The sequence below is a fragment of the Streptomyces sp. Ag109_O5-10 genome (assembly GCF_900105755.1).
Lineage (GTDB): Bacteria > Actinomycetota > Actinomycetes > Streptomycetales > Streptomycetaceae > Streptomyces.
In genome coordinates this window covers 7454332-7479947 of sequence record NZ_FNTQ01000001.1, presented here as the reverse complement: position 1 = coordinate 7479947, position 25616 = coordinate 7454332, and the positions used below count along the sequence as shown (strand labels likewise).

18 protein-coding genes are annotated in these 25616 nt (G+C 71.5%); 8 read left to right on the top strand and 10 right to left on the bottom strand.

Annotated features, from left to right (window positions below):
- Positions 1 to 174: 174 nt before the first annotated feature.
- The 3 genes from BLW82_RS34085 to BLW82_RS34075 form a co-directional block, all read right to left on the bottom strand.
- On the bottom strand, positions 175 to 798 hold the full coding sequence (locus BLW82_RS34085; RefSeq protein ID WP_093505018.1) for a cytochrome b/b6 domain-containing protein: 624 nt from the start codon (positions 796 to 798) through the stop codon (positions 175 to 177).
- Positions 782 to 1525: a molybdopterin-dependent oxidoreductase gene (locus BLW82_RS34080; RefSeq protein WP_093505016.1), complete on the bottom strand. Its 744-nt coding sequence runs from the start codon at positions 1523 to 1525 to the stop codon at positions 782 to 784. The genes BLW82_RS34085 and BLW82_RS34080 overlap by 17 nt, the downstream gene beginning before the upstream one ends.
- 87 nt (positions 1526 to 1612) lie before the next feature.
- A complete protein-coding gene (locus BLW82_RS34075; RefSeq protein WP_256216038.1) occupies positions 1613 to 2611 on the bottom strand; it encodes a hypothetical protein in 999 nt (332 codons plus the stop codon).
- Positions 2612 to 3000: 389 nt separating this feature from the next.
- Here BLW82_RS34075 and BLW82_RS34070 point away from each other — a divergent pair, with 389 nt between their 5' ends.
- The 4 genes from BLW82_RS34070 (at position 3001) to BLW82_RS34055 (ending at position 5324) form a co-directional block, all read left to right on the top strand.
- Positions 3001 to 3894: a DMT family transporter gene (locus tag BLW82_RS34070; protein WP_093505014.1), complete on the top strand. Its 894-nt coding sequence runs from the start codon at positions 3001 to 3003 to the stop codon at positions 3892 to 3894.
- A gap of 33 nt (positions 3895 to 3927) precedes the next feature.
- Positions 3928 to 4437 carry an NUDIX hydrolase gene (locus tag BLW82_RS34065; RefSeq protein ID WP_093505013.1) on the top strand — a complete coding sequence of 170 codons (510 nt, stop codon included), beginning with the start codon at positions 3928 to 3930 and terminating at the stop codon, positions 4435 to 4437.
- A gap of 177 nt (positions 4438 to 4614) precedes the next feature.
- On the top strand, positions 4615 to 5007 hold the full coding sequence (locus BLW82_RS34060) for a YidH family protein (RefSeq protein ID WP_093505011.1): 393 nt from the start codon (positions 4615 to 4617) through the stop codon (positions 5005 to 5007).
- Positions 5004 to 5324, top strand: a complete 321-nt coding sequence (locus BLW82_RS34055; protein WP_093505009.1) for a DUF202 domain-containing protein — start codon at positions 5004 to 5006, stop codon at positions 5322 to 5324. Before BLW82_RS34060 ends, BLW82_RS34055 begins: the two co-directional genes overlap by 4 nt.
- A gap of 65 nt (positions 5325 to 5389) precedes the next feature.
- Here the strand turns inward: BLW82_RS34055 and BLW82_RS34050 are convergent, their stop codons facing one another.
- The gene (locus BLW82_RS34050; RefSeq protein ID WP_093505007.1) at positions 5390 to 6340 is read right to left on the bottom strand and encodes an NADP-dependent oxidoreductase; all 951 of its coding nucleotides are present in this window, start codon (positions 6338 to 6340) and stop codon (positions 5390 to 5392) included.
- 153 nt (positions 6341 to 6493) lie between these two features.
- On the opposite strand from BLW82_RS34050, the gene BLW82_RS34045 reads away from it, so the two are divergent.
- The 3 genes from BLW82_RS34045 to BLW82_RS34035 all read left to right on the top strand — a co-directional run bounded on the left by BLW82_RS34045 (position 6494) and on the right by BLW82_RS34035 (position 9203).
- Positions 6494 to 6793 (top strand): hypothetical protein, encoded by a 300-nt coding sequence (locus BLW82_RS34045; protein WP_093505005.1) that lies wholly within the window; start codon positions 6494 to 6496, stop codon positions 6791 to 6793.
- A 166-nt stretch (positions 6794 to 6959) separates the two neighbouring features.
- Complete coding sequence (locus tag BLW82_RS34040; RefSeq protein WP_093505003.1) at positions 6960 to 7982, top strand: phosphotransferase family protein; 1023 nt, start codon at positions 6960 to 6962, stop codon at positions 7980 to 7982.
- A gap of 6 nt (positions 7983 to 7988) precedes the next feature.
- Positions 7989 to 9203 (top strand): acyl-CoA dehydrogenase family protein, encoded by a 1215-nt coding sequence (locus BLW82_RS34035; protein WP_093505001.1) that lies wholly within the window; start codon positions 7989 to 7991, stop codon positions 9201 to 9203.
- Positions 9204 to 9267: 64 nt separating this feature from the next.
- On the opposite strand, the gene BLW82_RS34030 is transcribed toward BLW82_RS34035, so the two are convergent.
- From BLW82_RS34030 to BLW82_RS34005, 6 genes are all read right to left on the bottom strand, one after another.
- A complete protein-coding gene (locus tag BLW82_RS34030; protein WP_093504999.1) occupies positions 9268 to 9546 on the bottom strand; it encodes a DUF6959 family protein in 279 nt (92 codons plus the stop codon).
- The gene (locus tag BLW82_RS34025; RefSeq protein ID WP_093508421.1) at positions 9546 to 16421 is read right to left on the bottom strand and encodes a polymorphic toxin-type HINT domain-containing protein; all 6876 of its coding nucleotides are present in this window, start codon (positions 16419 to 16421) and stop codon (positions 9546 to 9548) included. Before BLW82_RS34025 ends, BLW82_RS34030 begins: the two co-directional genes overlap by 1 nt.
- A 111-nt stretch (positions 16422 to 16532) precedes the next feature.
- Positions 16533 to 20870 carry a LamG-like jellyroll fold domain-containing protein gene (locus BLW82_RS34020; protein WP_256216036.1) on the bottom strand — a complete coding sequence of 1446 codons (4338 nt, stop codon included), beginning with the start codon at positions 20868 to 20870 and terminating at the stop codon, positions 16533 to 16535.
- Positions 20871 to 21089: 219 nt separating this feature from the next.
- Positions 21090 to 21683: a TetR/AcrR family transcriptional regulator gene (locus BLW82_RS34015; RefSeq protein WP_093504995.1), complete on the bottom strand. Its 594-nt coding sequence runs from the start codon at positions 21681 to 21683 to the stop codon at positions 21090 to 21092.
- A gap of 29 nt (positions 21684 to 21712) precedes the next feature.
- Positions 21713 to 23377: a class I adenylate-forming enzyme family protein gene (locus BLW82_RS34010; protein ID WP_093508420.1), complete on the bottom strand. Its 1665-nt coding sequence runs from the start codon at positions 23375 to 23377 to the stop codon at positions 21713 to 21715.
- Positions 23378 to 23385: 8 nt separating this feature from the next.
- Positions 23386 to 24150 carry an SDR family oxidoreductase gene (locus tag BLW82_RS34005; protein ID WP_093504993.1) on the bottom strand — a complete coding sequence of 255 codons (765 nt, stop codon included), beginning with the start codon at positions 24148 to 24150 and terminating at the stop codon, positions 23386 to 23388.
- Between the two features lie 186 nt (positions 24151 to 24336).
- On the opposite strand from BLW82_RS34005, the gene BLW82_RS34000 reads away from it, so the two are divergent.
- The gene (locus BLW82_RS34000) at positions 24337 to 25572 is read left to right on the top strand and encodes an exo-beta-N-acetylmuramidase NamZ family protein (protein WP_093504991.1); all 1236 of its coding nucleotides are present in this window, start codon (positions 24337 to 24339) and stop codon (positions 25570 to 25572) included.
- The last annotated feature ends 44 nt before the right edge of the window (positions 25573 to 25616 follow it).

Sequence of the window (25616 nt, the reverse complement as noted above, 5' to 3'; positions counted from 1 at the left end):
CCGGAGCGCTTCGGAGCGATGTCCGGAGCGCTTCTGACGGGTCCTGCGGGGCGCGTCGCGGGACTGGGTCGGCGGCTTTCGCGGGTTTCCCCGCCGCAACGGTGATCAGCCACGACGGCGGGATACGGCGGCGCCCGGCACGCCGTCGGAGCGCGTTCGGCAGGCCCCGCGCGGCTACGGCCGCCACAGTGGGTGTTCGCGTTTGGCCCAGTCGCGGCTCACCGTGCCCGTGCGCAGGCCCCGTCTGGACTCCGGGTCGCCCAGGGCCATGCCGATGTGGCCGGCCAGGACGACGCCGATGGTCAGGGCGAGCCAGTCGTGGACGAAGGTGGCCGAGGTGCGCCACATCAGCGGGGCGAGGTGGGTGAACCACATCAGGAGCCCCGTGCCGAGCATGACGAGGGTCGCGCCGGCGATCCAGTTCGCGTAGATCTTCTGGCCCGCGTTGAACTTGCCCGCCGGCCGGGAGGACGGGCGCTTGTCGCGGCTCAGGACGGCCGCCAGCCACAGCTTGTCGTGGGGACCGAAGCGGTTCAGGAAGCCGAGGTCCCTGCGGAAGGCGCGGGAGGCGAGGCCCAGCACGACCGGGACCGGAAGGGCGAGGCCCGCGCACTCGTGGATGCGGACGACCAGTTCGCGGCGGCCGACGAGGACCGCCAGCTGCGGGATGTAGAGGCAGGCGGCGGTCGCGACGCACAGGCCCATCAGCAGTGCCGTCGTGCGGTGGATCCAGCGCTCGGCCGGGGTGAAACGGCGCAGCCGGTCGGTGGCTGCCGGGGCCTCAGTTCGTAGGCTCATCGTCACGTCCGTTCGAGCGGCCGACCCAGGCGTCGACGTCGTAGCCGAGGTTCTCCCAGTAGCCCGGTTCGACCTTGTCGGTGACCGTGATGCCGGAGAGCCACTTGGCCGACTTGTAGAAGTACATGGGGGCGACGTAGAGGCGGACCGGGCCGCCGTGGTCGTGGGTGATGGCCTTGTTCTGCATGCGCAGCGCGACCAGGACGTCCGGCCGGCGCGCCTGGTCGAGGGTGAGGCTCTCGGTGTACGCGCCGTCGAAGCAGGTGAAGTGGATCGCCTTGGCGGTGTCCCGGACGCCCGCAAGGTCCAGCAGATGGGAGAGGCGGACGCCCTCGAAGGGCGTGTCGGGGACCCGCCAGCCGGTCACGCACTGGACGTCCTTGACCAGCTTGGTCTGCGGCAGGGCCCGCAGGTCGGCCAGGGTGTACGTCTGCGGCTTGTCGACCAGGCCGTCGATCTTCAGCTGGTAGTTCGCCGCGGTCTTGTCCGGCACGGACCCGGTCACCGAGTAGTAGCGGAAACCGCCGCCGTTCGGGAGGAGTCCGGTCAGGCCCGTGGGGTCCTTGCCGGAGAAGGCGCCGAGGACCGTCTCGGTCATGCGTTGCAGCACCGGCGCGGTCACCAGACCGAGCGCGCCGAGGCCGATGGTGCCGAGGAACACCCGGCGGCCGACCGGGGTGCCCTCCTCGGCGCGCCGCCGCGGCTCCTCGGTTTGTTCAGAGTTCACGCACTCATTCGAACACCATCGGGGCGTGCTCGGCCACGGAATCCGGCGGCCGTAAGGAATCCACAACCTCTTCTCATGATCCTCCCCTCAGCCTCCCAGCGTCCGCTCCCGGGCCGCCCGGAACGCCTCGCACGGGTCGCGGTCCGGATACGACCAGGGTGCCGGGGTGACATGGCCGCCGATCCGCTGGAAGAGGGCCGCGGCCTCGGCGTACCGGCCGGCGCCGAAGGTGGCGTGGGCGAGGTGGTTGAGGTCGACGTACCGGCGGGGATGCTCCTCGATCCCCCACTCCAGCCACCAGTCGAACGCGGCGCCCAGGGCGCGCAGCGCGGACGGCTCGGCCCAGTGCCCGGCGGCGGCCGGGTCGGCGGGGGCCCGGCCGCCGGCGGCGAGCACCCGGTGGCGTTCGGTGTACGCGACGACCGGCAGGACGGCGAGCGGGGAGTCGGCCGGGGCCTCGGCCGCGGCGCGTTCCGCGAAGGCGCACAGCTCGTACGTCCCCCGGGTCTCGGTCTCCGCGATCCGGGCCGCCATCAGGTGGTGGGCGTGGTGGTGCTCGGGATGGCGGCGTCGCACCTCGCCGAAGACGCCGCGCGTCTCCCCGTCGGTGCCCAGGTGACGGGCGAGCAGCAGGAGGCCGAGCCACGGGGTGGGGTCCGCGGGGGCGAGCGCGGCGGCGTGGGCGCAGGCCTCGCGGGCACGCTCGGGCGCCTCCTTGCCCCGCAGGGCGCGCCGGACCAGGGTCAGGGCGTACAGGGTGGCGGCGCCGGCGGAGCCGGGCTCGGCGAGCAGCCACTCGCGGGCCCAGGCGATGGCGTAGGGCTCGCCGGCGAGGACGGTCGCCCGGTGGCCGCGGCGGTCCCAGTCGTCACCCGTGTGGAGCAACAGCGAGCGGGCGGACTGCCAGCGGCCCTGGGCCAACGCGGCTCGCGCGGAGATGAGTTCGACGTCGTCGAGGGCGTCGTCGGGACAGTGCTCGCACCGGGGATGCGCCGGCGTGCGGCTCGCACCGGGACCTTCGGCGACGGCCGGGCCCGGGCCTGCGACGGCCGGGCCTGGGCCTAAGAGGGGCGGGGTTGGGGGCACCGCGGGACTTCCTGGTTGTCGGGCTGCCATCGGCCGATCACGCACAGCAAACCCCCAGCCAAGACTTTGCGTCAAGCCGAACAGGGCTGGTACTCCGTTCAACTACCCAGTGCGAAGCGGAACTTGACGCGCGCCGCGGCCCGTTGGCGTACGGTGTCGATGGGGCTCCGGGTTCCGGCTGTGGCGTACGCCATGGCGCGGGCAGCCCGGGCGGCGCAGCATGGCCATAGGGTCGCGTTTGCCGCCCCGATCCGCCCGCCGGTGTGGCCCGGGCGGCGTGACCGAGTCAACCGCCCGGTTCCGGGTACTCCCGGAGCAATCCCTTTCCGGGAGCGCTACAGTCGGCCACTACGCACTCCGTAACCCGGCCGCAGATCGAGGTACGCAGCGTGTCCGTTCTGGTACTGATTCTCGCCGTGAGCGCGGCCTGTTGCCTGGGCTTCGGGTTCGTGCTCCAGCAGAACGTCGCCCAGAAGGCACCGCTCAGCGACTTCCTCTCGCCCCGCCTGCTGCTCGACCTGATGCGGGTGCCGCGCTGGCTCGGCGGCATCGGCCTGATGGCGGCCGGCATGATCCTCGGCGCCGTCGCCCTCGGCAAGGGCGAGATCTCCCTCGTCGAACCACTGCTCGCGACGAACCTGCTGTTCGCCCTCGCGCTCTCCCGGTACCAGACCAGGCATCGCCTCAGCCACCAGGGCTGGGCCGGCCTGATCCTGCTCGCGGGCGGGGTGACGTCGTTCATCCTGGCGGGCCAGCCACGCGGCGGCGACGCCGTCACCAACCCGCTGCGCCACTGGCTGATCATCGGCCTGATGGTGGGCATAGCCCTGCTGCTCACCACCTACGCCAAACGGTCCCGCCTCAGCGCGGGACCCACGCTGCTCGCGCTCGCCGCCGGCCTGCTCTACGGCGTCCAGGACGCCCTGACCCGGGTCACCAGCACCCGCTTCTCCGAGGGCGGCATCATGGAGGTGCTGACCGGCTGGCAGCCGTACGGCGTGCTGGTGCTCGGGGTCACCGGGCTGATCCTGGTGCAGAGCGCGTTCGAGACGGCGGAGCTGCGCAACTCGCTGCCCGCGCTCACCGCGGCCCAGCCGCTCGCCGGGATCCTGTGCGGGGTCGGCTTCCTCGGGGACCGGCTGCGCACCGACACCGGGGCGCTGGCCTGGGAGGCGGCGGGGCTCGCGGCGATCGTGGCGGGCATCGTGCTGCTCGGGCTGCACCCGGCGATGCCGCGCGGTACGGCGCCGAAGGAGCCGTCGCTGGACCTCCAGCCGCGCTGACGCCCGCGGCCGTCCACCTGCTTGGATGACGGCATGAGCGCTGCTGACGAAATCCTCGACATCGTCGACGAGAACGACCAGGTGACCGGTACCTCCCCGCGCGGCGAGGCGTACGCCCGGGGCCTGCGCCACCGCTGCGTCTTCATCCAGGCCCGCGACGCCGCCGGCCGCGTCTTCGTCCACCGCCGCACCGCGACCAAGCTGGTCTTCCCCTCCCTGTACGACATGTTCGTCGGCGGTGTGGTCGGCGCGGGCGAGTCCTACGACGACGCGGCGCTGCGGGAGGCCGAGGAGGAGCTGGGCGTGAGCGGGCTCCCCCGGCCGACGTTCCTCTTCAAGTTCCTGTACGACGACGGCGCCGGGAAGAGCTGGTGGTCGGCGGTGTACGAGGTGCGCTGCGAGCTGCCGGTGCGGCCACAGGTGGAGGAGGTGGCGTGGCACGACTTCCTGACCGACGAGGAGTTGTCCGCTCGCCTCGGGGAGTGGGAATGGGTGCCGGACGGGTTGGCGGCGTGGGAGCGGCTGCGGGGGTGGCGGGACTGAGCCGGGGGAAGCTCACCGGCACCGGCGGGGGTGCCTCCCCCGGCTGACGCGACTGCGAGGCCCCGCCAGGGGCGCTGGGGGTGCCCCCGGCCGAAGGCTGGGGGAGGAACTGCGCGGCCAGCCCTCACGCACCCGCGGCCGAACGATCACGGCGGCCCCCCGGTAGGCTGCTGGCACGTGATCGAATTCGCGCGGAACGTCCGTCTGTGGTTCGCCCCCGAAGAGGTGCGGCGGGAAGGAACGACCCCCGACTACCGCTTCTCCCTCGCCAACGAGCGGACCTTCCTCGCCTGGCTGCGGACCGCCCTCGCCCTCATCGGCGGCGGATTCGCCGTGGACCAGTTCCTGCCCGACCTCGGCCGCGGCTGGCGCGTCGGCCTCGCCCTCGCGCTCCTCGCCGCAGGCGTCCTGTGCTCGCTGCGCGCCGTGAACCACTGGATGCGCTGCGAGCGCGCGATGCGGCGCGGCGAGGACCTCCCGGTGTCCCGGTTCCCGGCACTGCTCAGCGTGGTCGTCGCGGTGGTCGCCGTCGCGATGGTCGTCGTCGTGCTCGTCGGGTGGGAGGGATGACGGAGCCGGAGCAGGCCCGCGACCCCGGGCTGCAGCCGGAGCGGACCCGGCTGGCCTGGCGCCGTACGACCCTGTCGGCGACCGTCGCCGCCGTACTCGCGGCGAAGACCGCCCTGCACGGCGGTGCCTCGGCCGCCGGGGTCGTCGCCTGCGCCGCCTGCTGCGTGTGCTGGCTCGGCTTCCTGCTGGTCGCCCACCGCCGGATCCGCGCCCTCGCGGCCGGCGGCCGCCCCGCGGCGCTGACGCCCCGGCAGGCGGCCGGAGCGGTGCTCTGCACCATCGCGATCGCCCTGTGCGCCGCCGCACTGGCGGTGTAGCCCCCTCTCGGAGCCTTCTTCTCAGAGCCCGCTCTCAGTCCCCTCTCAGCCCCCTCTCCCCCCTGTCAGCCTTCCTCGCCCTCCTCCGGCCAGTCCACGGTGACGACCAGCTTGCCCCGGGTCCGCCCCTCCTGGCTGCGGCGCTGCGCGTCGGCCGCGGCCTTCAGCGGAAACGTCTCGGTGACATGGACGGTGAGCGCACCCTGCTCCGCGAGCGCGGTGAGCCGGGTCAGGTCCCCGGCGTCGGGGCGGGTCCAGCAGTAGCGGCCGCCGAAGTCGACGACGTCCGGGTCGGCGATCGAGGCCATGCGACCCTCGGGGGCGAGCAGGTTGGCCGAGACGGTCAGGGCCTCCCCGCCGATGGTGTCGAAGACGGCGGCGACGCCCTCGGGCGCCAGTCCCCGCACGCGTTCGGCCAGGCCCGCGCCATAGCTCACCGGCTCGCCGCCGAGGCCGCGGACGAAGTCGTGGTTGCGCTCGCTCGCCGTGCCGATGACCCGGGCGCCGAGGTGGGCCGCGATCTGGACGGCGAGCGAGCCGACCCCGCCGGCGGCGGCGTGCACCAGGACCGTCTCGCCGCGCTTGACCTCCAGGGCGTGGACCAGCACCTGGTAGGCGGTGAGGCCGGCCAGCGGCAGCCCGGAGGCCTGCTCGAAGGTGAGGTTGCGCGGCTTGCGGGCGAGGGTGCGCACCGGGGCGGCGACGTACTCGGCGAACGTGCCCCGGGAGAGGAAGTCCTCGCGGACGTAACCGATCACCTCGTCGCCGACCGCGAACTCGGTGACGGCGGGGCCCGGCTGGACGACGACGCCGGAGACGTCCCAGCCGGGGATCACCGGGAAGACGGCGTCCAGGATGCCGTGCAGGTGGCCCTCGCGGCACTTCCAGTCGACCGGGTTGACGGCCGCCGCCCGGACCTTCACCAGCACCGAGTCGGGGCCGACCTTCGGGTCCTTGACCTCGCCGTACTCCAGTACCTCGGGGCCGCCGTACCGGCTGTAGCTGATGCCTTTCATGCAACCGACCCTCAGGGGTACTCGGACGCCACGCAACCGGGATGCCCGCATATGCGCGGTTTGCGTGACAGCCTGTCCGTCGGCATCAGGCCACACTCCTGACCGCCTCGTCCTGCACCCTTGCACACCCCGCACCCCCTGAAGGCGAGCACCATGACCACCACCCTTCATCAGGAACACACCGCGCACGGCCACAGCCACGGTCCGGACTGCGGGCACGACCAGGTGCCGCACGGCGACCACGTCGACTACGCGCACAACGGGCATCTGCACCGCGAGCACGGCGGCCACTGGGACGAGTGCGAGCCGGACGGTCACATCACCCACGAGGCGCACGAGCACCGGCACGGCGACGGCTGCGGGCACACCGGCGTGCTGCACGGCGACCACATCGACTACCTGCACGACGGCCACCGGCACGCCGAGCACGACGGCCACTGGGACGACCACTGAGCCGCCCCCGGCCGTGACGGCCCCCCGCGCCGCGCGCGCGGGGAGCCGTCTCCCGCCGTTCGGGCCGTAGGGTGGTCCCGGTCACGTTTGGCTCACGCGCTGGACGACATACCGACTGGTCGGCATCATGAGTCGGGTCCTGTTCGTTCGTTCGTAGGAGCGATGCATGAGCCCCGACCACCCGCCCGGACTCGATCTCGACCGGCTGCGCGGCCTGCTGGACCGCGAGCACCCCGGCCTGGTGACCGGTCCGCTCACCGGAAGGCTGATCGAGGGCGGACGGTCGAACCTCACCTACGCGGTCTCCGACTCCGCGTCGAAGTGGGTCGTACGGCGGCCGCCGCTCGGCCATGTCCTGGCCACCGCGCACGACATGCGGCGCGAGCACCGGGTGATCAGCGCGCTCTACCCGACCGAGGTCCCGGTGCCGCGCCCGGTGCTGCTGTGCGAGGACGAGGACGTCCTCGGGGCGCCGTTCTACGTGATGGAGTTCGTGGACGGCACTCCGTACCGCACCTCCGAGCAGCTCGCCCCGCTCGGCCCCGAGCGCACCCGCAACGCCGTGCTGTCCCTGGTGGACACGCTCGTCGAACTGCACGCCGTGGACCCCGCGGAGGTCGGCCTCGCCGACTTCGGCCGCCCGGAGGGCTTCCTGGACCGCCAGCTGCGCCGCTGGGGCAAGCAGCTGGACGCCTCCCGCAACCGTGAGCTGGCCGGCATCGACGAGCTGCACGCGACCCTGGGCCGCCGCCTGCCCGAGTCCCCCGCGCCCACGGTGATCCACGGCGACTACCGCCTCGACAACGTCCTGATCGGCGACGACGACCGGATCAGGGCGATCCTCGACTGGGAGATGTCCACGCTCGGCGACCCGCTGACCGACCTGGGCCTGCTGGTGATGTACAGCCTGCCGCTGGGCGCGCCGGACTCGCCGGTGTCGACGACCGCCGAGGCGCCGGGCCATCCGGAGCCGCGGGAACTGGTGGAGCGGTACGCGGCCCGCTCGGGGCGGGACGTCTCGAACATCTCCTGGTACACGGCGTTCGCCTGGTTCAAGCTCGCCGTGATCCTGGAGGGCATCCACTACCGGTACACGCAGGGCCAGACGCTCGGGCAGGGCTTCGACCGGATCGGCGATCTCGTCCCCGTCTTCATCGACCACGGACTGACCACTCTTCAGGAAGGCTGACCGGCCATGGACTTCGCGTTCGACGCGCGCACCGAGGAACTGCGCGCCAAGCTGCTCGCCTTCATGGACGAGTACGTCTACCCGGCCGAGGCGGTCGCCGAGGAGCAGCGCGCGGCGCTGGACTCGCCGTGGGACACCCCGGCGGTGGTCGAGGAGCTGAAGGCCGAGGCGCGCAGGCAGGGCCTGTGGAACCTCTTCCTGCCCGACGCCGAGTACGGCGCGGGCCTCACCAACCTCCAGTACGCGCCCCTCGCCGAGATCACCGGCCGCTCCCCGCACCTGGCGCCCACCGCGCTGAACTGCGCGGCCCCGGACACCGGCAACATGGAGGTGCTGGCCCAGTTCGCCGACGACGCGCAGAAGAAGCAGTGGCTGGAGCCGCTCCTCGCCGGTGAGATCCGCTCCGCGTTCGCCATGACCGAGCCGGAGGTGGCCTCCTCCGACGCCACCAACATCACCACGTACATCGAGCGCGACGGCGACGAGTACGTGATCACCGGCCGCAAGTGGTACATCTCCGGGGCGATGAACCCGGACTGCAAGATCTTCATCGTGATGGGCAAGACCGACCCGGACGGCGCGGACATCCGGCGTCAGCAGTCCATGGTCCTGGTCCCGCGCGATACCCCGGGCGTCACCGTGAAGCGGGCGATGAAGGTCTTCGGCTACGAGGACCACTCCCACGGCGGCCACGCCGAGGTGGTCTTCGACCACGCGCGCGTGCCGGTGACGAACCTGGTCGGCGAGGAGGGCGGCGGCTTCGCCATCGCCCAGGCCCGGCTCGGCCCGGGCCGGATCCACCACTGCATGCGGCTGATCGGCATGGCCGAACGGGCGATCGAGCTGATGTGCCGCCGCGCCGTCTCCCGCCAGGCCTTCGGCAAGGCGCTCGCCCAGCAGGGCGTGGTGCACAACTGGATCGCCGACGCCCGGGTGACGGTCGAGCAGCTGCGGCTGCTGGTCCTCAAGACCGCCTGGCTGATGGACACCGTCGGCAACCGGGGCGCCCACACCGAGATCCAGGCCATCAAGATCGCCACGCCGCGTGCGGTCGTCGGCATCATCGACCGCGCGATCCAGCTGCACGGCGCGGGCGGCGTCAGCCAGGACTTCCCGCTGGCCGACCTGTACGCCGGGGCCCGCACCCTGATGATCGCCGACGGCCCGGACGAGGTGCACCAGCGGTCGCTGGCGCGGCGGGAGCTGAAGAAGTACCTGTAGAGCCGCAGGAGCCCCGGCGATTTCCCCGCCGGGGCTCCTCGGATCCGCGGTCGAGTCCGACGACTCAGCGCACGTACGGAAGGCCGAGCCCCGCTTCACCCAGGGCCGTCTCGTAGACCGCCAGCATCGACGAGAGCTGCTCGCGGATCTCCCCCAGGGAGAACTTCGCGTCCTCGAGCTCCCCCGAGGCCAGATCGGCTGCCAGACCCTCGACCGCTTCCTGGAGAACCTTCAGCGAGTCCCCCTGGACCGCCAGCGCCGGATACCGGCGACCCTGCACGTGGACCACGGAGAAGTTGCCCTGGACGGCGAGGACCGTGGCCGGATGTTCCTGGTCAGTCATCAGTTCCCCTGAGGGTAGAAGGTGATGTGCGGCCTGTTCGTGTCGAGCGGACCGGTGAATATGTCCTGCTGGCGGCCGATACCCACCGTGATGTCGGCCTTCGGCAGCGAACTCGACACGGAGTGCTTGGTACGGCTGTTGATCCCCGTGATCACGTAGTCCCAGTCCGACTCATGTCCCCACCCGTCCGGGTTGCCCGCCGCGCGCGGCCCCAGCGTCCGGCTCCCGACAACCGAGATGGGCCTGCCGATACGGTTGGCCGCGTTCTGGATCCGCTTGATCTCCGAACCGCTGAGGTTCGTCAGATCGGCACCGGCTCCGACTGAGGGTCCGCACGGAGTCGCGTTGTGCACCAGGACCGGCGTGGCTCCCGCCAGCACATAGTACGTGTGCAGATCGGCCACGGTGAGGTTGTGGACCGTGGCCTGCTTGGTCCAGCGCTGGATCGCGGTGATGCGTACCTCGGTGCCCGTGACGGTGCGCAGTGACTCGCTCGTGGTGAGGTCGGTGGCGTCGATCCACCTGCGCAGCTCCGGGACCCAGAAGGGGTGGCCGTCCGTCGCGGTGACCGAGACGGTTCGCTTCTCGCCCTTCTTGTCCTTGACGGTCAGGGTGATGCGGACCAGGTGCTTGAGCCCCTTGCCGAGGATCTCCGCGGTGACCGTCTTGACCTCGGTGCGGCCGGTCTTCGGGTCGGTGGCGAGGACCTTGTCGCCGGTCTTCACGTCCTCGATCGGCTTGGTCGTGCCGTCGGCCATGAGGACCGCCGTACCCGGGACGAAGCTGTTGCAGGGGCGTGGGCGTTCCGCACCGGCCGCGCCGCCGATGTAGGCGAGCAGGGCGTCGTTGACCATGCCCTCGATGACCTTGCCGCGCGCCACCTCCTTGGCCTCGTCCGCGCACTGGTCGGCGTTGTACACGCAGTAGGTGGCCGCGATCTCCTTCGCGGTCGCCGCGTCGGCGTCGTCGCCGTTGTGGAGGACGTAGAGGTAGGCCTGACGGCAGCCTTCGCGCCCGTAGCAGGCGGAGCCGGCCTTCTTGGACTCGTAGACGGGGTTGTCCCAGAAGTCGTCCGTGAACTCCCCGTCCATCATGCTCGCCCAGTAGTTCTGGAGCTTGTCGATGTCGTTGGTGACGGGGGTGTTGTCGGCCGTCCAGGCCTTCTGCCGGGCGTGGGCGCGCTTGTAGATGTTGCCGCGGTGGTAGTCGCTCGTGCCGGTCTTCGGGTCGTAGCCGACTTCCTGCTGCTCGTGCTTGCTGCAGTACTTGAGGTCGTACTGGCAGGAGTTGGGCTTGGAGCCGATCTCCGTGCCCGCCGGGTCGGAGTAGGTCAGCGGGTTGTTGTCGGCGTAGGTGTAGCCGTGCATCTGCTGCGGGTCGGTGGCCGTGAAGACCGGGTCGACCGACAGGAAGCGGCCGGTCGCCGGGTCGTACTCGCGCGCGCCGAGATGGGTCAGGCCGGTCGCCTTGTCCGCGGTGCCGCCGACGAAGCCCTTGGTGCCGGGCCAGTTGCCCGGCGCGGTGCCGCGGGTGTCGCCGAAGGGCTCGGTGCGGCGCTGGGTGAGGGCCTGGGTGTCGGCGTTGACGGAGAGCTGGGCCGTGCCGTGGTGGTCGGCCAGGGTGAAGGAGATCGTCCCGTCGTCCTGCTGGACGGCCTGGTGGCCGCCGCCGAGGTCGAAGTACCGGGTGCCCTTCGCCGCGCTCGCGCCCTTGGCCAGGGTGATCTCGGACCCGCCGAGGTAGAGCGTGGTCTCGGTCGGGCTGCGGCCGATCAGCCGGTCGCCGTCGGCGTCGTACAGGTATTCGGTGACCTTGTCGCTGCCGCCCGCCACCGGCTGGGTCACCTTGGCCAGATGGCCTTCCGCGTCCCAGTCGAGGGTCTGGGAGGTGCCGTCACCGAGCAGCCGGGTGTGGGTGTCGCCGATGTCGTCGTAGGTGAAGCTGTCGGTGGACTTGACCGTGCCGGTCGTGGTGTCCACCGAGTCCAGCTTGTGGGAGCCGGGCTTCGGGTAGTGGTAGACGCGCTGGGTGTCCGAGGCCCCGGAGGCCGTGGCGTGCCGGGTCTCGGTGAGCCGGTTGCCGACGACGTCGTAGGAGTACGACGTCCAGTACGGCGCCGGGCCGCCCAGGACCCCGGAGGACGGGTCGGTGGCGCAGCCGGTGGTCGGCTGGGTCCACGCCTCGGTCAGTCGGCCGAGGTAGTCGTAGGTGAAGCACTGGTTGTCGGTGCCGGAGCGTGAGGTGTCCGAGACGGACAGCACGTTGCCGGCCTCGTCGTACCTGTACGTGTTGTGCTGGTCGACCCCGGCGATGTCCTGCCGGCTCACGTCCGAGGTCTCGAGCCGCCGGGTTCCCCACTGGTAGGTGTTGGTCTCGATCGTCTCCTTGCCGCCGTTCGCAGAGAAGACGTACTGCAGCGGCTTGCCGGTGTCGCTGTAGGCCGTCGAGCCCTTCAGGTTCTTCGGGCCGCTGACGGCGATCGGCCGCTGGGTGCCGTTCTCGTAGGTGTAGGTGAACGTGTCGGCCGCCAGCGAACCGGCCTTGGGGTAGCCGACGCCCTGCACGGTCCCGGAGGCGTTGTAGGTGGTGGTCGACAGATAGGTGCCGGCCAGGGCGCCCTCGTTGGAGGGGATCGTCACCTGGGTGCGCTGCGGGCGGTACAGACGGTCGTACGCGAGGACCTTGGTGCTGTACGCCTGCCCGCCGCTGTAGCGGACGGACTCGGCCAGTTGGCCCTTGGCGCCGCTGACGGTGTCGTAGACCCACTTGGCGCGCAGGGTGCCGGTGGCGGAGCCGTCGTGCAGTTCGGTCCTGCGGCCCTGGCCGTCGTAGACGTAGGCCAGGACGGTGTTGCGGGCGTCCTTGGTGGTGGTCACGAGCCCGCGGTCGTCGTACTCGGTGTGGGTGGCGCCCTTGTCCGGGTCGGTGGTGTCGGTGAGCCGGCCGAGCAGGTCGTACGTCCAGGTCCAGGAGTTGCCGCCCGGATCGGTGACCCTGGTCAGCTCGCCGCCCGGGCTGTACTGGTAGGCGGTGGTGTCATACGCGGCCTCGGGGGCGCGGGCGTGCAGTTCACGGATCTCGGTGGTCCGGCCGCGCGAGTCGTTGAGGGTGGTGGTGGCGGTGCCGCCGGCCGGCGGGATGACGGTGGTGCGGTCGCCGCCGTAGACGGTTCTGGTGATGCCGAGGACCGCGCCGCCGTCGCCGCTGCCGGCGATCTGCCGCAGCTCGGTCTGCCGGCCCAGACCGTCGTAGGTGTAGCGGTTCTGCGTCTCCACGCTCAGCGCGTTCTCGGGCTTGAACATCGTCGTGGAGGGCGCGGTGGTGTCGGTGTAGTAGGAGGCGAACTCCTTGGTCACCTGGCCGCGTTCGTCGTAGAAGGTGTCGGTGAGGAGGGTGCCGCCCCGGGGGCCGGGCGCCTGGGTCTGACGGGGGCGCAGGAAGCCGTCGTAGAAGACGTAAGAGGTGTCCTGGGCGCCGTTGTTGCCGATGACCTTGGTGCCGACGGCGACCGCCTTCTGGTCGTCGATCGTGTAGGTGAACTCGTAGCTGGGGGTCTGGCTCGTGGTCCGGTCGGCCAGCCAGACCTTGGTGGTGCGGCCCAGCGCGTCGTACGCGTACGTCGTGACCCTGCCGTTGGTGTCGGTCTGGGTCAGCGTCTGGCCGCGCAGCGCGTCGAAGGTCTGGGTGGTGGTCGTGGCGGTGCTGCCGTCGCCCGGGGTGACCGGCGGGTTGGTGAGGGTGGAGGAGGCGGCGAAGCCCGTGGTCGGGTTGTAGGCGGTGGTGGTGGTACGGCCGTCCGAACGCGCGGTGCGGGTGAGTGTGCCCGCGGCGGTGACGGTGACGTCGGCGGTCAGGTCGGTGGTGGTCAGCAGCCGGCCGTAGCCGTCGTAGCCGGAGCCGGACTCCACGTAGACGGCCGTGGTGCCGTCGTACTTCTTGAGCTTGGCGACCCGGGTGGCGTCGCCCTTGGTGGCCGCCGCCCCGTAGGCGCCGCCGTCGTAGGCGGTGCGGGTGTCGGAGACGACGTCGGCGGGCCGGCTGGTGGCGGCGTCGCACGCCTTGGCGACGGTCTCGACGCGCACCGGGGTGTTGAGGACGACGCTGCCGGCGACGTAGGTGGAGCGGGTGCACTGGTCGTCGTCCGTGGTGGACGTGTCACCGGCGTCGTCGATCCGGGTGATCAGGCCGGTCGCCGGGTCCAAGGTGTTGGTGAGGGAGGTGGTGCGCCACTTGGCGCCCGCGCCGTCGTCCAGGGAGGTCCAGGTCCTGGTGTTCTCGGTGCCGGTGAGGTCGGCGGTGACGGTGCCCCAGTTGCGGACCTTCTTCGCGGTCTCGTTGTGCCAGGGGCGGTTCACCGTCTTGGCGAGGACCTTGCCGTCGGGTCCCGAGTAGGTGACGGTCTTGTAGCCGAACCCGGCCGTCGAGGCGTGGTCGGTGATCGGGTCGCCCTCGCCGGGGTCCAGGGTGACGGTGACGTCCTTGGTACCACCTGAGGTGTTCTTGCGGTCGCCGTCCATGCCGCGCAGGAAGTAGCTGTCGGTCTGCGTCTTCATGGCCGCGGCGCCGCCCTGGCCGCCGGTGCGCACCCGGACGTGGCCGTAGCCGCGCCAGTCGGACCAGGTCTTGAACTTGTCCTCGGTCATGCCGTCGGTGTCGTCGTAGTGCCAGGCGGCGCCGTCCAGGTAGTCGTACATGGTGACCTGGTCGGGGGCTCCGCCGGTACGGTCGGTCGAGGTGACCGTGGAGACGACGTACTTGTTGAACCACTGCCGCTCGGGGTCGGTGGTGGCGTCACCGCCGATGTACTGCGGGAAACAGCGGGTGGTGTTGGTCTCCGGGGTCGGCAGCGCGTCGAAGTCGCAGGCCGGGGCGGAGTAGCCGACGTCGATCTGGCCGCCGGACTCGTCGTCGATCGTGGACAGCCGGGCCTTGATGAAGGGCGCCCAGCCGTCGCCGGTCTTGTCGAGCCGGTTGGCGAGCTGGGTGTAGGCGAAGGTGACCTTCGGCAGGGTGACGGAGCTGGTGCCGTCGTGCCCGGTGCGCTGGATGGAGTCGAGCAGCAGCTGGTAGTCGATGTCGGCCTGGCCCCAGCGGTGGGTGAGCTTCCAGTCGTCGACCTTGCTGTAGGAGCCGGACGCGAGCACCTCGGTGGTGACGCCGGTGAGCCGCTTACGGGTGAAGAACGCCGGGGAGACCCGGCCCTTGTCGCAGTCGGTCCCTGCGTCGCAGTTCATGTCCCACGGGGTGTCGTACCAGTGGAAGGCGTCCTTGGAGATCGAGGAGCAGTCCGTGGAGCTGTCCGGGATGCACCGCTCGGAGCTGGTGAAGTCGACCTTGGCCAGGGCCTTCGCCGAGTACACGGAGGTGGACTTCAGGCCGTACTCGATATGGTCCAGGGTGCCGCCGCGCACGTAGGGGGTGTCGTCGGCCGGCTTGAGGTTGCGGCCGTAGGCGTTGGTCTCCTTGTCGTAGTAGTAGGCGACGGCGTTGCCGTGGGTGTCCACGACGTAGTCCAGGTTCCAGCGCCAGCCCTGCCGGCACCAGGAGTCGGCGAAGGCGGCCGCGTGGCAGGGTTCACCGGAGTCGTCGCCGTAGACGGGGACGGTCCAGGTGGAGTCGGTGGTCGCGTTGCCGCCGGCCCAGCCGGGCAGCCGGTTGTAGCCGAAGTAGTACTGGGTGCCGTCGGGGGTGGTCACCCGCCAGTACTCGTCGTTGCGGGCGCCGTTGGAGCGCACGTCGGAGGTGGAGCCGTAGATCCGCTCGACCTTGGTGCCGTCGTCGTCCTTCAGCTTCCAGGTGTTGGTGCCGCTCGGCACCAACTCGCCTCCGGTTCCGTTGAGTTGGAGCACCGCGTTGTCGTAGCCCCAGCACAGGTCGCCGGGCACGTTGCCGTCGGCGTTCTTGACGTCGTCGTCGGAGCAGCCCTTGTAGCGGCGCTCGATGTACCCGGGTGACAGGTCGAAGCCGTCGCCTACCCAGGAGGACTGGTTGTTGGTGTTGCCGGTACGGCCGTCGACGGCGCCGGAGGAGTACGACAGGGAGAGCTTGGGGACCAGCCCGCCGGGCACCTGGGGCACCGCCAGGGGGTACGACCAGGCGAACGAGCCGCTGTTGAGGTCGGTGCTCCAGGTGGCGGAGGCGGACAGGGAGGTGGCCTTGTAGTCGCCGAGACCGCTGCTGGAGCCGGCGACCGCGGCGAGCACGGTGGCCGACGAGGCGCTGAGGGTGACGGCCTTCGCGGTGAGGGTACGGGTCTCGGGGTCGTTGACCGTGTCCACCGGCTCGGTGGTGCGGCACTGCGGCTTCTGCGGGCTGGTCAGCACACAGGCGGGCAGTTCGACGAGGCGGAGCCGGTCGGCATAGCCACCGCCGTAGGCGCCGGCGAAGGAGGAGTAGTCGAGCCCGGCGCGGACCCGGCCGGCGTCCTTCGCGCTGCCGGCACGCAGGGTGAAGACGGGGCCGTTCAGGCCGGCTTTCCGGGCGAAGGCGCGGTCGAGGACACGGGCGGCGACCTTGCCGCCGGCGCCCCCGGCGGTGGCGACCTTGGCGGCCAGGGTGAGCGGCAGGCCCTTCGCCCGGGCCGGCTTCGAGCCGAGCGTGACCGTCGCCGCGCCCGGCTTCGGCCAGGCGGTCGCCGGCGGCTGCTGCGGGGTGCGCGGGATCTTCATGACCTTGCGCGGCAGCGCCTTGCCAGCCGGGCCACCGGCGACCGGCGGCTCGGAGGCGGGCAGCGCGGGCCGGTGCCAGCCCTCGGCGACGGCCGGTGCGGTGACGCCCTGGAGCAGGGTGGCGGTCAGCACCGAGGCGGTGGCCAGGGCGATTCTGCGTCGTGGTGTGCGGAACAGGCGGGCAAGCCTGCGTGCTTCGGGTCTCATGGTCATCCCTCGGGGTCCCCTGTGCGCCCCACCGGGTGCCGTACCGCACTGTGCGATACGGCACCCGGTGGGGCGTGTCGAACGAGCCTGGTCCGGATGGGCCGGACGGGGTCAGTCGCCGCTGGGTACGGCGGTCTCGACGCCCGGCATGCCGACGGCGAGATGGCTGATCTGCGTGTCGTTCAGTGCGCCCTGGAAGGTCCACAGGTCCGACACCGTGCCGGGGAAGTACTCGCTCCCGGTGGTGGGGCCGGTCTGGACGCGGCCGAGCTGGAGGTTCTGGACTGCCTTGAAGGTCACGACGTTCTCGCCGGAGGAGTCGATGTCCGTGCAGCCGGCCACGTCCGGATCGCCGTCCCCGTCGGTGTCCGCGCAGGCCACGTCCTGGAGTTCGCCGTTGACGTAGAGCTTGAGGTCGTGGGCGAATCCGTCGTAGACGACCGCGAGGTGGGTCCAGTCCTGGACGCTGAAGAACTGTCCGTTCTCCACCTGGGTGGTGGCGGCGCTCGTGGTGTCCGTGTCCGCGGTCTCGATACGCCAGCGTCCCGGATCGGTGTCCGAAGCCGGCACGTACCGCACGGCGAACGCGTTCTTGTTGGTGCCGGGCGCGCTGACCAGGGTGACGTTCCCGGCGGGCTGGGCGGCGGCCTGCACGAACGCGCTGATGGTGAAGCTGGCGCTGGTGTCGATGGTCGGGACCCCGCTCGCGGTGGCCGCGTAGTCGTTGACGCCGTCCAGGGTCAGTCCGCCGTCGACCCAGCCGGAGCCGGTCGCGGCACCGTTGTAGAGGGTCATGCCGGCGCCGGTCGCGGAGGCGTCCGGGGTGACCGGCGGGGTGCCGGGGGCCGACTCGAACTTCCAGCGGGCGCCGATCAGCGGGCGCTGCTTGAACAGCTGCCGCACCTCGTCGCCGGAGACGGCACGGTCGTACAGCCGTACGTCGTCCACGTCGCCCTTGAGCGGGGAGGTGACCCCGCCGGCGGTGGTGAGTCCGGTACCGATGGTCAGCGGGCCCTCGGAGGACCAGCGGTAGGTGTAGGGCGTGCTGGCCTGCAGGACGCCGTTGACGTAGAGCTGGAGCTGGGCGGCGTCGGCGTCGTAGACGCCCACCACGTGGTTCCACTCGCCGAACCGGCCGGCCGCGCAGTCGGTGTTCGCCGGGCAGGCGGTCTGGGTGGCGCGGACCAGGGCCCCGTCCGCGGTGTCGGACTCGGGCCGGGTGAAGACCCAGCCGCCCAGCGCGGAGGAGTGGTAGAGCTCGAAGCTGCGCCGCACGGACCCGAGCTGGGAGACAGCGATCATGGACCTGGCCTCCTTGTCCTTGGGCAGCCGGACCCAGGCGGAGACCGCGAAACTCTGGTAGGTGTCCAGGGCGGGGCGGCCTGCGGTGGCGTAGTCGTCGACGCCGTCGAAGGTCAGGGCCCGTCCGTTCACCCCTGTGGTGCCCGCCGTGGCGCCGCCCTTGAGGACGGCGCCGACGGGCTGGCCGCGGCCGGTCACCTCGGTGGCGCCGGCGGGCTCGTCCAGCGGCCAGACCAGCTTGGCGGGCCGGCCGGTGTCGACCGGCTGCCGGGCTGCCAGCTCGGTCACCTGGGCGTCGGTGAGCTGGTAGTCGAAGAGCTGGACCTCGTCGAGCGAGCCGGGGAAGTAGTTGGACAGGGTGCCGTAGAGGCGGGTCGCGCCGAGGACGGTGCCGCCCCGGGCGTCCCACGGGGTGGTGAAGGGCGCGCTGCCGACGAGCTTGCCGGCCACGTACAGCTTGACGACGTGGTTGGGGTTGTCGAAGACGCCGACGAGATGGGTCCAGCCGCCCAGCCGGGCGGTGGTGCACGCCGTGTCACCGGCGGCGCAGGCGGGCTGGACGGCGCGCGCGGCGTCGCCGCCGGAGGAGGCGTCGTCGGTGTGCCGCAGGAAAACCCAGCCGCCCAGTGTCGACGAGTAGTAGACCTCGAAGCCGCTGTGGTTCTGGCCGCCCTGGGACAGCGCGACGACCGGTCGGCCCGGGTCTGTGCCCGGCAGCCTGGCCCACAGGGACACCGAGAAGCTCTTGCCGGTGTTGAGGACGGGCGAGTCGGTGGCGGCGTAGTCGCTGGTGCCGTTGAAGGTCAGGCTCTGGCCGGAGACGCCGGCCGCGCCGGGCGTGGCTCCGTGCAGGTCGGCCGGCCAGTCACCGCCCGCGCCGAAGGCGCTGGTCGCCCCGGCGTTCTCGTCCAGCTGCCAGGACAGCCGGTCGGGCTGTCCGGAACGTACCCGGAAGCTGTAGGTGGTGGGTTCGGAGGGGTTGCCGGCCGCGTCGAAGGCCTGCGCGGTGATGAAGTTGACGCCCGGTTTGGTGGGCATGAACTTGATCGTCTTGGCGCCGCCGCCCGAGGTGGTCAGCGTGTTGGCGCTGGTGGGCGAGGAGTTGAGGCCGAACCAGTACTTGGTGACGTCGGTGGAGGTGGTGTCGATGGAAAAGGTGCCGTACCGTCCGACGCCGTCCCACCAGGGGTCGTTCGGGTCCTCGGAGTCGGAGGGGCCGTACTGCGCGGAGGTGATCGACGGCCCGGCCGGGATGCCCGTGTCGTACAGGAAGTGGCAGCCGTGGGAACCGGTGTAGCTCCAGGCCGACCACTGGGCGCCGTCGTAGGAGCGGACGTGCCATTCCACGTGCTTGTTCTTGGGGATGGAGCTGGACAGCGGCAGGGAGAAGTCGGAGCCGCTCTTCTTGCTGGTGGTCCGGGCCGAGGTCCAGCGGGCCTTCCAGCCGGCGCCGTCGCCCGCGTCCCAGGACGCCTGGAACTGGACGGAGACCGGATCGCCGTCGGGGTCGGTGACGTCGTTGGCGCGGATGCTCCCCGCGGAACGGATGTGCAGCATCTTGTCGGCGGCCACACAGGGGCCGCCCGGGCTCATGGTGAGCTGGGAGAGGCCGATCTTGTCGGGGGCGCGGTTGTACTGCACGCGCAGGTAGGCGTCGTCGGAGAACCGCTTCCAGGTGTAGCGGTCGCCCTCGTCGCTCGCCTTCATCCCGAAGGTGATGGTCGGCCACTTCTTGGCCGCGGCGGTGGCGACGGCGTCCTTCACGTCGAACTCCGCGTCGGCGGCGGCGCAGCCGTCGAAGCCGTAGGCGAAGCTGAGGGTCTTGAGCCGGTCGATCCAGAAGTCGGAGTTGTCCTGGCTGTTCCAGGTGGTGGACGAGGAGATGGTCTTGGTCCGCCAGAGCTGGACCTCGCGCTTCTGGCAGGAGGCCGCGTGGGTCTCGTGGACGACGAACTCGGCGGACAGGATGGAGCGGCCGGCGAACTTCGTGGTCGGGATCTGGTAGAAGAGCCGCTTCACGTCGTACGGGGCGCAGTAGTCCCAGCCGCAGTAGCCGAGGCCGGCGTCGGAGTCACCGTTGAACTTCCACTGCGGGGAGCTCGCCCAGTACCGGGACACCATGGTCCAGGAGGTGGCCTTGGGCGAGTACCACTGCGGGTCGATGTAGACGGGGTAGCGGGTGTCGTCGCCGGTCAGCAGCTTCTTGTCCGGCGTGAGGACGAGGGTGCCACCGCTGTCGGCGACGGTGACGCCGACCGGAGCGACGCGCCCGGACTCGGCGGCGGTGGGTTCGTCGCCGCCGGGCGCGGCGGTGGGGTCGGCGGCCGCGGTCACGGCGGACGAGGCCGCCCGCGCCACGGCGGGCTCGGCCTGCCCTGCGGCCTTGGCGCCGGAGGCGCCGGTCCCGGAGGCACGGGCACCGGACGTGCCCGTGCCGGAGACGCCCGTGCCGGAGGCGCCCGTGCTGGAGTCCCACATCACTGGTGTGGGCGCCTCGAAGACGACACCACCCGCCCCCTTGTCGACGGCTTGGAGGCCGCCGGTCGCGGTCTCGTCGACCGCCATGCCGTCGGCGTCCAGCTTCAGCCGCAGCTGGGCGAGGGCGTCGCTCTGGGCGGCCGCGGCCGACTTCACCACGAGGAGCTGGGTGAAGCCGTCCGCCTGGGCGCCGAGGCGCAGGTCGACGTCGGGAAGGATGTCGCGGTAGACGGCGGTGTCGCCGTCGAGGGCCGGGGCGGGCACGGTACCGGGCCAGGAGAGTTCGAGTGTGCGGCCCGCGCGCTCCAGCCGGACCAGCGGACGCCCGGTGCCGCCGCCGGAGAACTCCAGTCCGACGGTGGCCGCCTGGGGCGCCACCATGCCGTCGCCGGCCTTGGCCAGCGCGGTGTCGACCGGCCGCCAGGTGCCGTCCATCCGGGTGCGGACCGGGCGCAGGTACTCCCGGGCCTCCAGATGACCGCCCGGGGTGGCGAAGGTGTCGCTGCTCTCGCCGCGCAGCGAGAGCACCTCGACGTTCTTTCCGCTCCGCTTGGCCGCCGCGAGTGCTTCCTCCTCGGTGGTGGCGGTGGACGCGTCGGCCGTGGCCCGCGCTGCCGCACCTCCCCGGGCGCTGCTGTCCGCCACCGACGAGGTACCGGGCGCGGCCACCGCCGGAAGCGCTCCCAGGTGTAGCAGCGCGCCCGTCAGGGCCGCACTCAGGCCGAGCGCCACCCCCCGCGCGGATCTCGACCGTGGCCTACCACGACGCAACATCACTCACGCCCCCCGTTGACATGATCAGTTCACAGGAAGCGCAAAGCTATGGTCAATAAATGGCGGACCGGTAAATTCCGTTGACGGGAGGATGAACCGCTCGTGACGAACGATCTAGGGCCGCAGCGCCCGCAGCAGCAGGTCGGCCAGGTGGTCGGCGACCTCCTGGGGGGTCATGGGGCCGTCGGGGCGGTACCAGGTGGAGAGGTGGTGGACCGAGCCGAAGTGGTAGTCGACGACGAGGTCGGCCGGGGTCGCGGTGGAGAAGACGCCCGCGCGCTGGCCCTCCTCGACGAGCGCGCGGAAGCGTTCGTGGTAGCGGCGGCGCTCGGCGCGCACCTGCTTGTTCTTCTCCGGGCTCAGGTGATGCATGGAGCGGAAGAAGATCGACGCGTCGTCGAGGTTCTCGATGGTCGTGACGACCACGTCCGCCGCCGCGCCCCGCAGCCGCTTCTCGATCGGCTCGTCCGCGTTCGCGAAGGCGTCGAGCCGCTCCTGCTGGACACGCAGCACGCGCGCGTACACCTCGTGCAGGAGGTCGTCCTTGGAGCCGAAGTAGTGGTACAGCGCCCCCTTGGTGACGCCGGCCGCCTCCACGATCTCCTGCACGGAGGTGCGGTCGTACCCCTGCTCCGCGAAGAGCCGGGTGGCGGCGGCAAGAAGCCGCTGCGGAACGGGAGCCCCGTCTCCGTCCGTCGTCCTGGGCACTGCCGCCACCTGCCTTTCTCGTGGATCCACTAATCCTGTCGCGGTCGGGAACGCAGTTCCCGTCGGAGGATCTTCCCACTTGCCGTCTTCGGCAGGTCGGGCAGGATCTCCACCTGGCGCGGATACTTGTAAGCGGCCAGTCTCTCCTTGCAATAGAGGGCGAGATCGTCCGGGTCGGTTGCAGTTCCCGGGCGAAGACTGATGTAGGCCTTGACGGTCTCCCCGCGGTACCCGTCCGGCACCCCGACGACGGCCGCCTCGCGTACCGCCGGATGGGTGTACAGGACGTCCTCGACCTCGCGCGGCCAGACCTTGAAGCCGGACGCGTTGATCATGTCCTTCTTGCGGTCGACGACGTACAGCCAGCCCTGCGGGTCCATGAACCCGATGTCGCCGGTGCGCAGTTCGCCGTCCGGGAAGGTCTCGGCGGTGGCCTCGGGGCGCCGCCAGTAGCCGGGCACCACCTGCGGCCCGCGCACCGCGATCTCGCCCTGCTCGCCGAAGGGCACCTCGTTGCCCGCGTCGTCGACGATGCGGACGACCGTGTCGGGTCCTGGCACCCCGACCGCGAGGGTCCCGGAGACGGGGTCGACGGGCGCTTCCAGCTCCGGCGGCACGGAGGCGCAGGGCGCGGTGCACTCGGTCAGCCCGTAGCCGTTGCGGATGTACGGCCCGAACCCGGCGCGGAACTTCTCCACCAGGGCAGGCGGCAGCGGCGCGCCGCCGGAGGAGATGTTGACGAAGGAGGCGAAGTGCTCCGGCGTGACGTCCGGGTGGGCGGCCAGGGCCATGAAGGCGGTGGACGGGCCGACCGTGTACTGCGGGCGGTGCTCGGCGAACGTCTCCAGGACCAGGCCCGGCTCGAAGCGGTACGTCAGCACGAGCGTGCCCACGCTGGTCAGGCAGGCGCAGAGCTGGCAGACCATGCCGGTGATGTGGAACAGCGGCGCCAGGGCGTAGTAGACCGGCGCGTCGGGCAGCGCGAGCCCGGTCCGCTGCCGTTCCGCGTTGTACATGATGTTGCCGTGCAGGTTGGTGGCGCCCTTGGGGGTGCCGCTGGTGCCCGAGGTGTAGCTGATCAGCGCGATGTCGGAGGGCTCCGGGTCCCGTCCCTCGGGGGCCTTGCCGCCCTGCCGCGCGACGGCGACCAGGTCCTCGGCGTCGGCGGCCTGCGGCAGCCGCTCGAAGGCCAGCACGCGCGCGTCGTCACGCGTCTGGAAGTCCAGCTCGCTCGCGGTGAGCACGATCCGCACCGGAGAGTCGGCGGCCGTGTCGCGCAGGTACGACTCCCAGGCCCGCTGCGAGCAGACCAGTGCGGCCACCTCGGCGTCCCGCAGGACGTGCGTGACCTCCCCCGACTTGTACATCGGGTTGACCGGCACGACGGTCGCGCCCGCCTTCCAGGCGCCGAGCAGCGCGAGCACGAAGTGCGGCGAGTTCTGCAGGATCACGGCGACCCGGTCGCCGCGCTCCAGGCCGCGTCCGGCGAGATGCGCGGCGACCGAGTCGCTCAGCTCGTCGACCTCGCGGAAGCTGAGGCGGCCGTCGAAGTAGGTGAGGCAGGCGCGGTCGGGCGCCTCGGCCACGGCGGCCCGCAGGGCGTGCACCAGCGAGGCGGGCGCTTCGACCGGCCCGCGCTGGGCCTCGTTGAGCAGGCCCACCCACGGGCGGGCGGCATAGACGGACTCGGTCACCGACTCGCTCACCGGGTGGCCTCCCACTTCTGCTGGATGTGGTTCATGTTCGTCAGCCAGCGGTCCGGGTCGGTGGCCCGCGCCTGGTAGAAGCCGGCGACCTCGGGGTGCGGCAGGATCAGGAAACGGTCCTCCGTCATCCCCTTGAACAGCGCGTCGGCGACGGCCTCCGGTTCGATGGCGGTCGGCTGGAGCACGATGTCGCCGGCGCTGCCGGTGGCGGCGAGCATGTCGGTACGGACGCCCTGCGGGCAGATGGCGTGCACCTTCAGGCCCCGGTGCCGGTAGGTCAGCGACAGCCACTCGGCGAAGGCGTACGCGGCGTGCTTGGTGACGCTGTAGGGGGCGGCCCCGATCATGGTGAGCAGCCCGGCCGCGGACACGGTCGACACGAACCGCGCGCTCCCCCGCTCCAGCCACTCCGGCACCAGCTCCTGCGCGGCCCGTACGTGCGCCATCACGTTGACGTCCCAGGCGGACTCCCACACGGCCGCGTCGGCCGCCTCGGACCCGCCCGACCCGAGCCCGGCGTTGGCGCAGTAGACGTCGACGCCCCCGCCGAGCGCGTCCCGGGCGGCGCCGACGATGCCGGACGCGTCCCCCGGAAGGGCGATCCCGCCGATCTCCGCCGCGACCGCGGCCGCCTTGTCCCCGTCCAGGTCGTTCACGACGACCCGGGCGCCCTCGGCGGCGAACCGCCGGGCGAGCGCGGCGCCGATACCACCTCCCGCCCCGGTGACGACGACTCGGGCATCTTGCACGGCTCCCACCATCGGTCTCCTTCGACACGACGCGACCAGACTCGGCTCAGCACGGACACACTAACCGGTCGGTATGTTCCAGGAAAGGGCCCACCTCACCGCGTCCCGAAAGGGGCGCGGGGAACCGCGCGACCCGCCGCATCCGGACCGCGGCCTGCCAGACTTCACGCGGGAGCACTCGACGTGGAGGTCACACCCATGCGCCTGTCCAGAAGAGCTCTGCTCGCCGCTGCCACGGCCACCGCCTCGCTCACCGCGGTGCCGGCCACCACGGCCGACGCCCACGGCACCCTCGAGACCGGTTTCGACCACCTCTCCGCCGACGGCTACTCCCTCCTCGCCGCCCAGAAGGTCGGCATCGTCACCAACCCCACCGGCATCACCCCCGACGCCCGCCACATCGTCGACGTCATGCACGCCGACCCCCGGGTCCGGCTGACGGCGGTCTTCGGTCCGGAGCACGGTTTCCGCGGCACCGCCCAGGCCGGCGGCTCCGAGGGCCGCTACGACGACCCGGCGACCGGCCTCCCCGTCTACGACACGTACCTCAAGAGCGGACAGCCCCTCGCCGACGTCTTCACCGCCTCCGGCGTGGACACGATCGTCTTCGACATCCAGGACGTCGGCGCCCGCTTCTACACCTACATCTGGACGCTGTACGACTGCATGGCGGCCGCCCGGCTGGCCGGCAAGCGCTTCGTCGTCCTCGACCGCCCGAACCCGGTGACCGGCCGCACCGCCGAGGGCCCGGTCCTGCACCGGGAGTTCGCCAGTTTCGTCGGCAGGCAGCCGATCGCGCAGGCGCACGGGATGACGGTCGGCGAGCTCGCGCGGCTGTTCAACGCGGAGTTCCTGGACCCGCCGGTCGCGCTGGACGTCGTACCGATGACGGGCTGGCGGCGCTCCCGCTTCTACGACGCGTACGGCCTGCCCTGGGTGCCGCCGAGTCCCAACATGCCCACCCCGGACACCGCCCTCGTCTACTCGGGGACCTGCCTCTTCGAGGGCACGAACCTGTCGGAGGGCCGCGGCACCACCCGTCCCTTCGAACTGCTGGGCGCGGAGGGCATCGACGCGCGCTGGGCGGCCGCCGCCAACGAACTCGCGCTGCCGGGCGTGCGGTTCCGGGAGGCGTACTTCGCGCCCACCTTCTCCAAGTTCCAGGGCAGGACCGTCGGCGGGGTGCAGATCCACGTGCACGACCGGGCCGCCTACGACCCCGTGCGCACCGGAATCGGCCTCCTGGTCACCGCGAAGAGGGCGTGGAGCGGCTTCGCCTGGCGCGAGGACGACTGGATCGACAAGCTCACCGGGTCGACGCGCGTGCGCACGATGACCGACGCCGGCGCGGGCCCGGACGAGATCGTCGGCGCCTGGCAGGACGAACTCGCCGCGTTCCGCCGGGTCCGAAAGGAATTTCTCCTCTACAGGTGAGGCGCGTTGTATGGCCAACCTTGCCCCGTGGCGGGACGATGCGC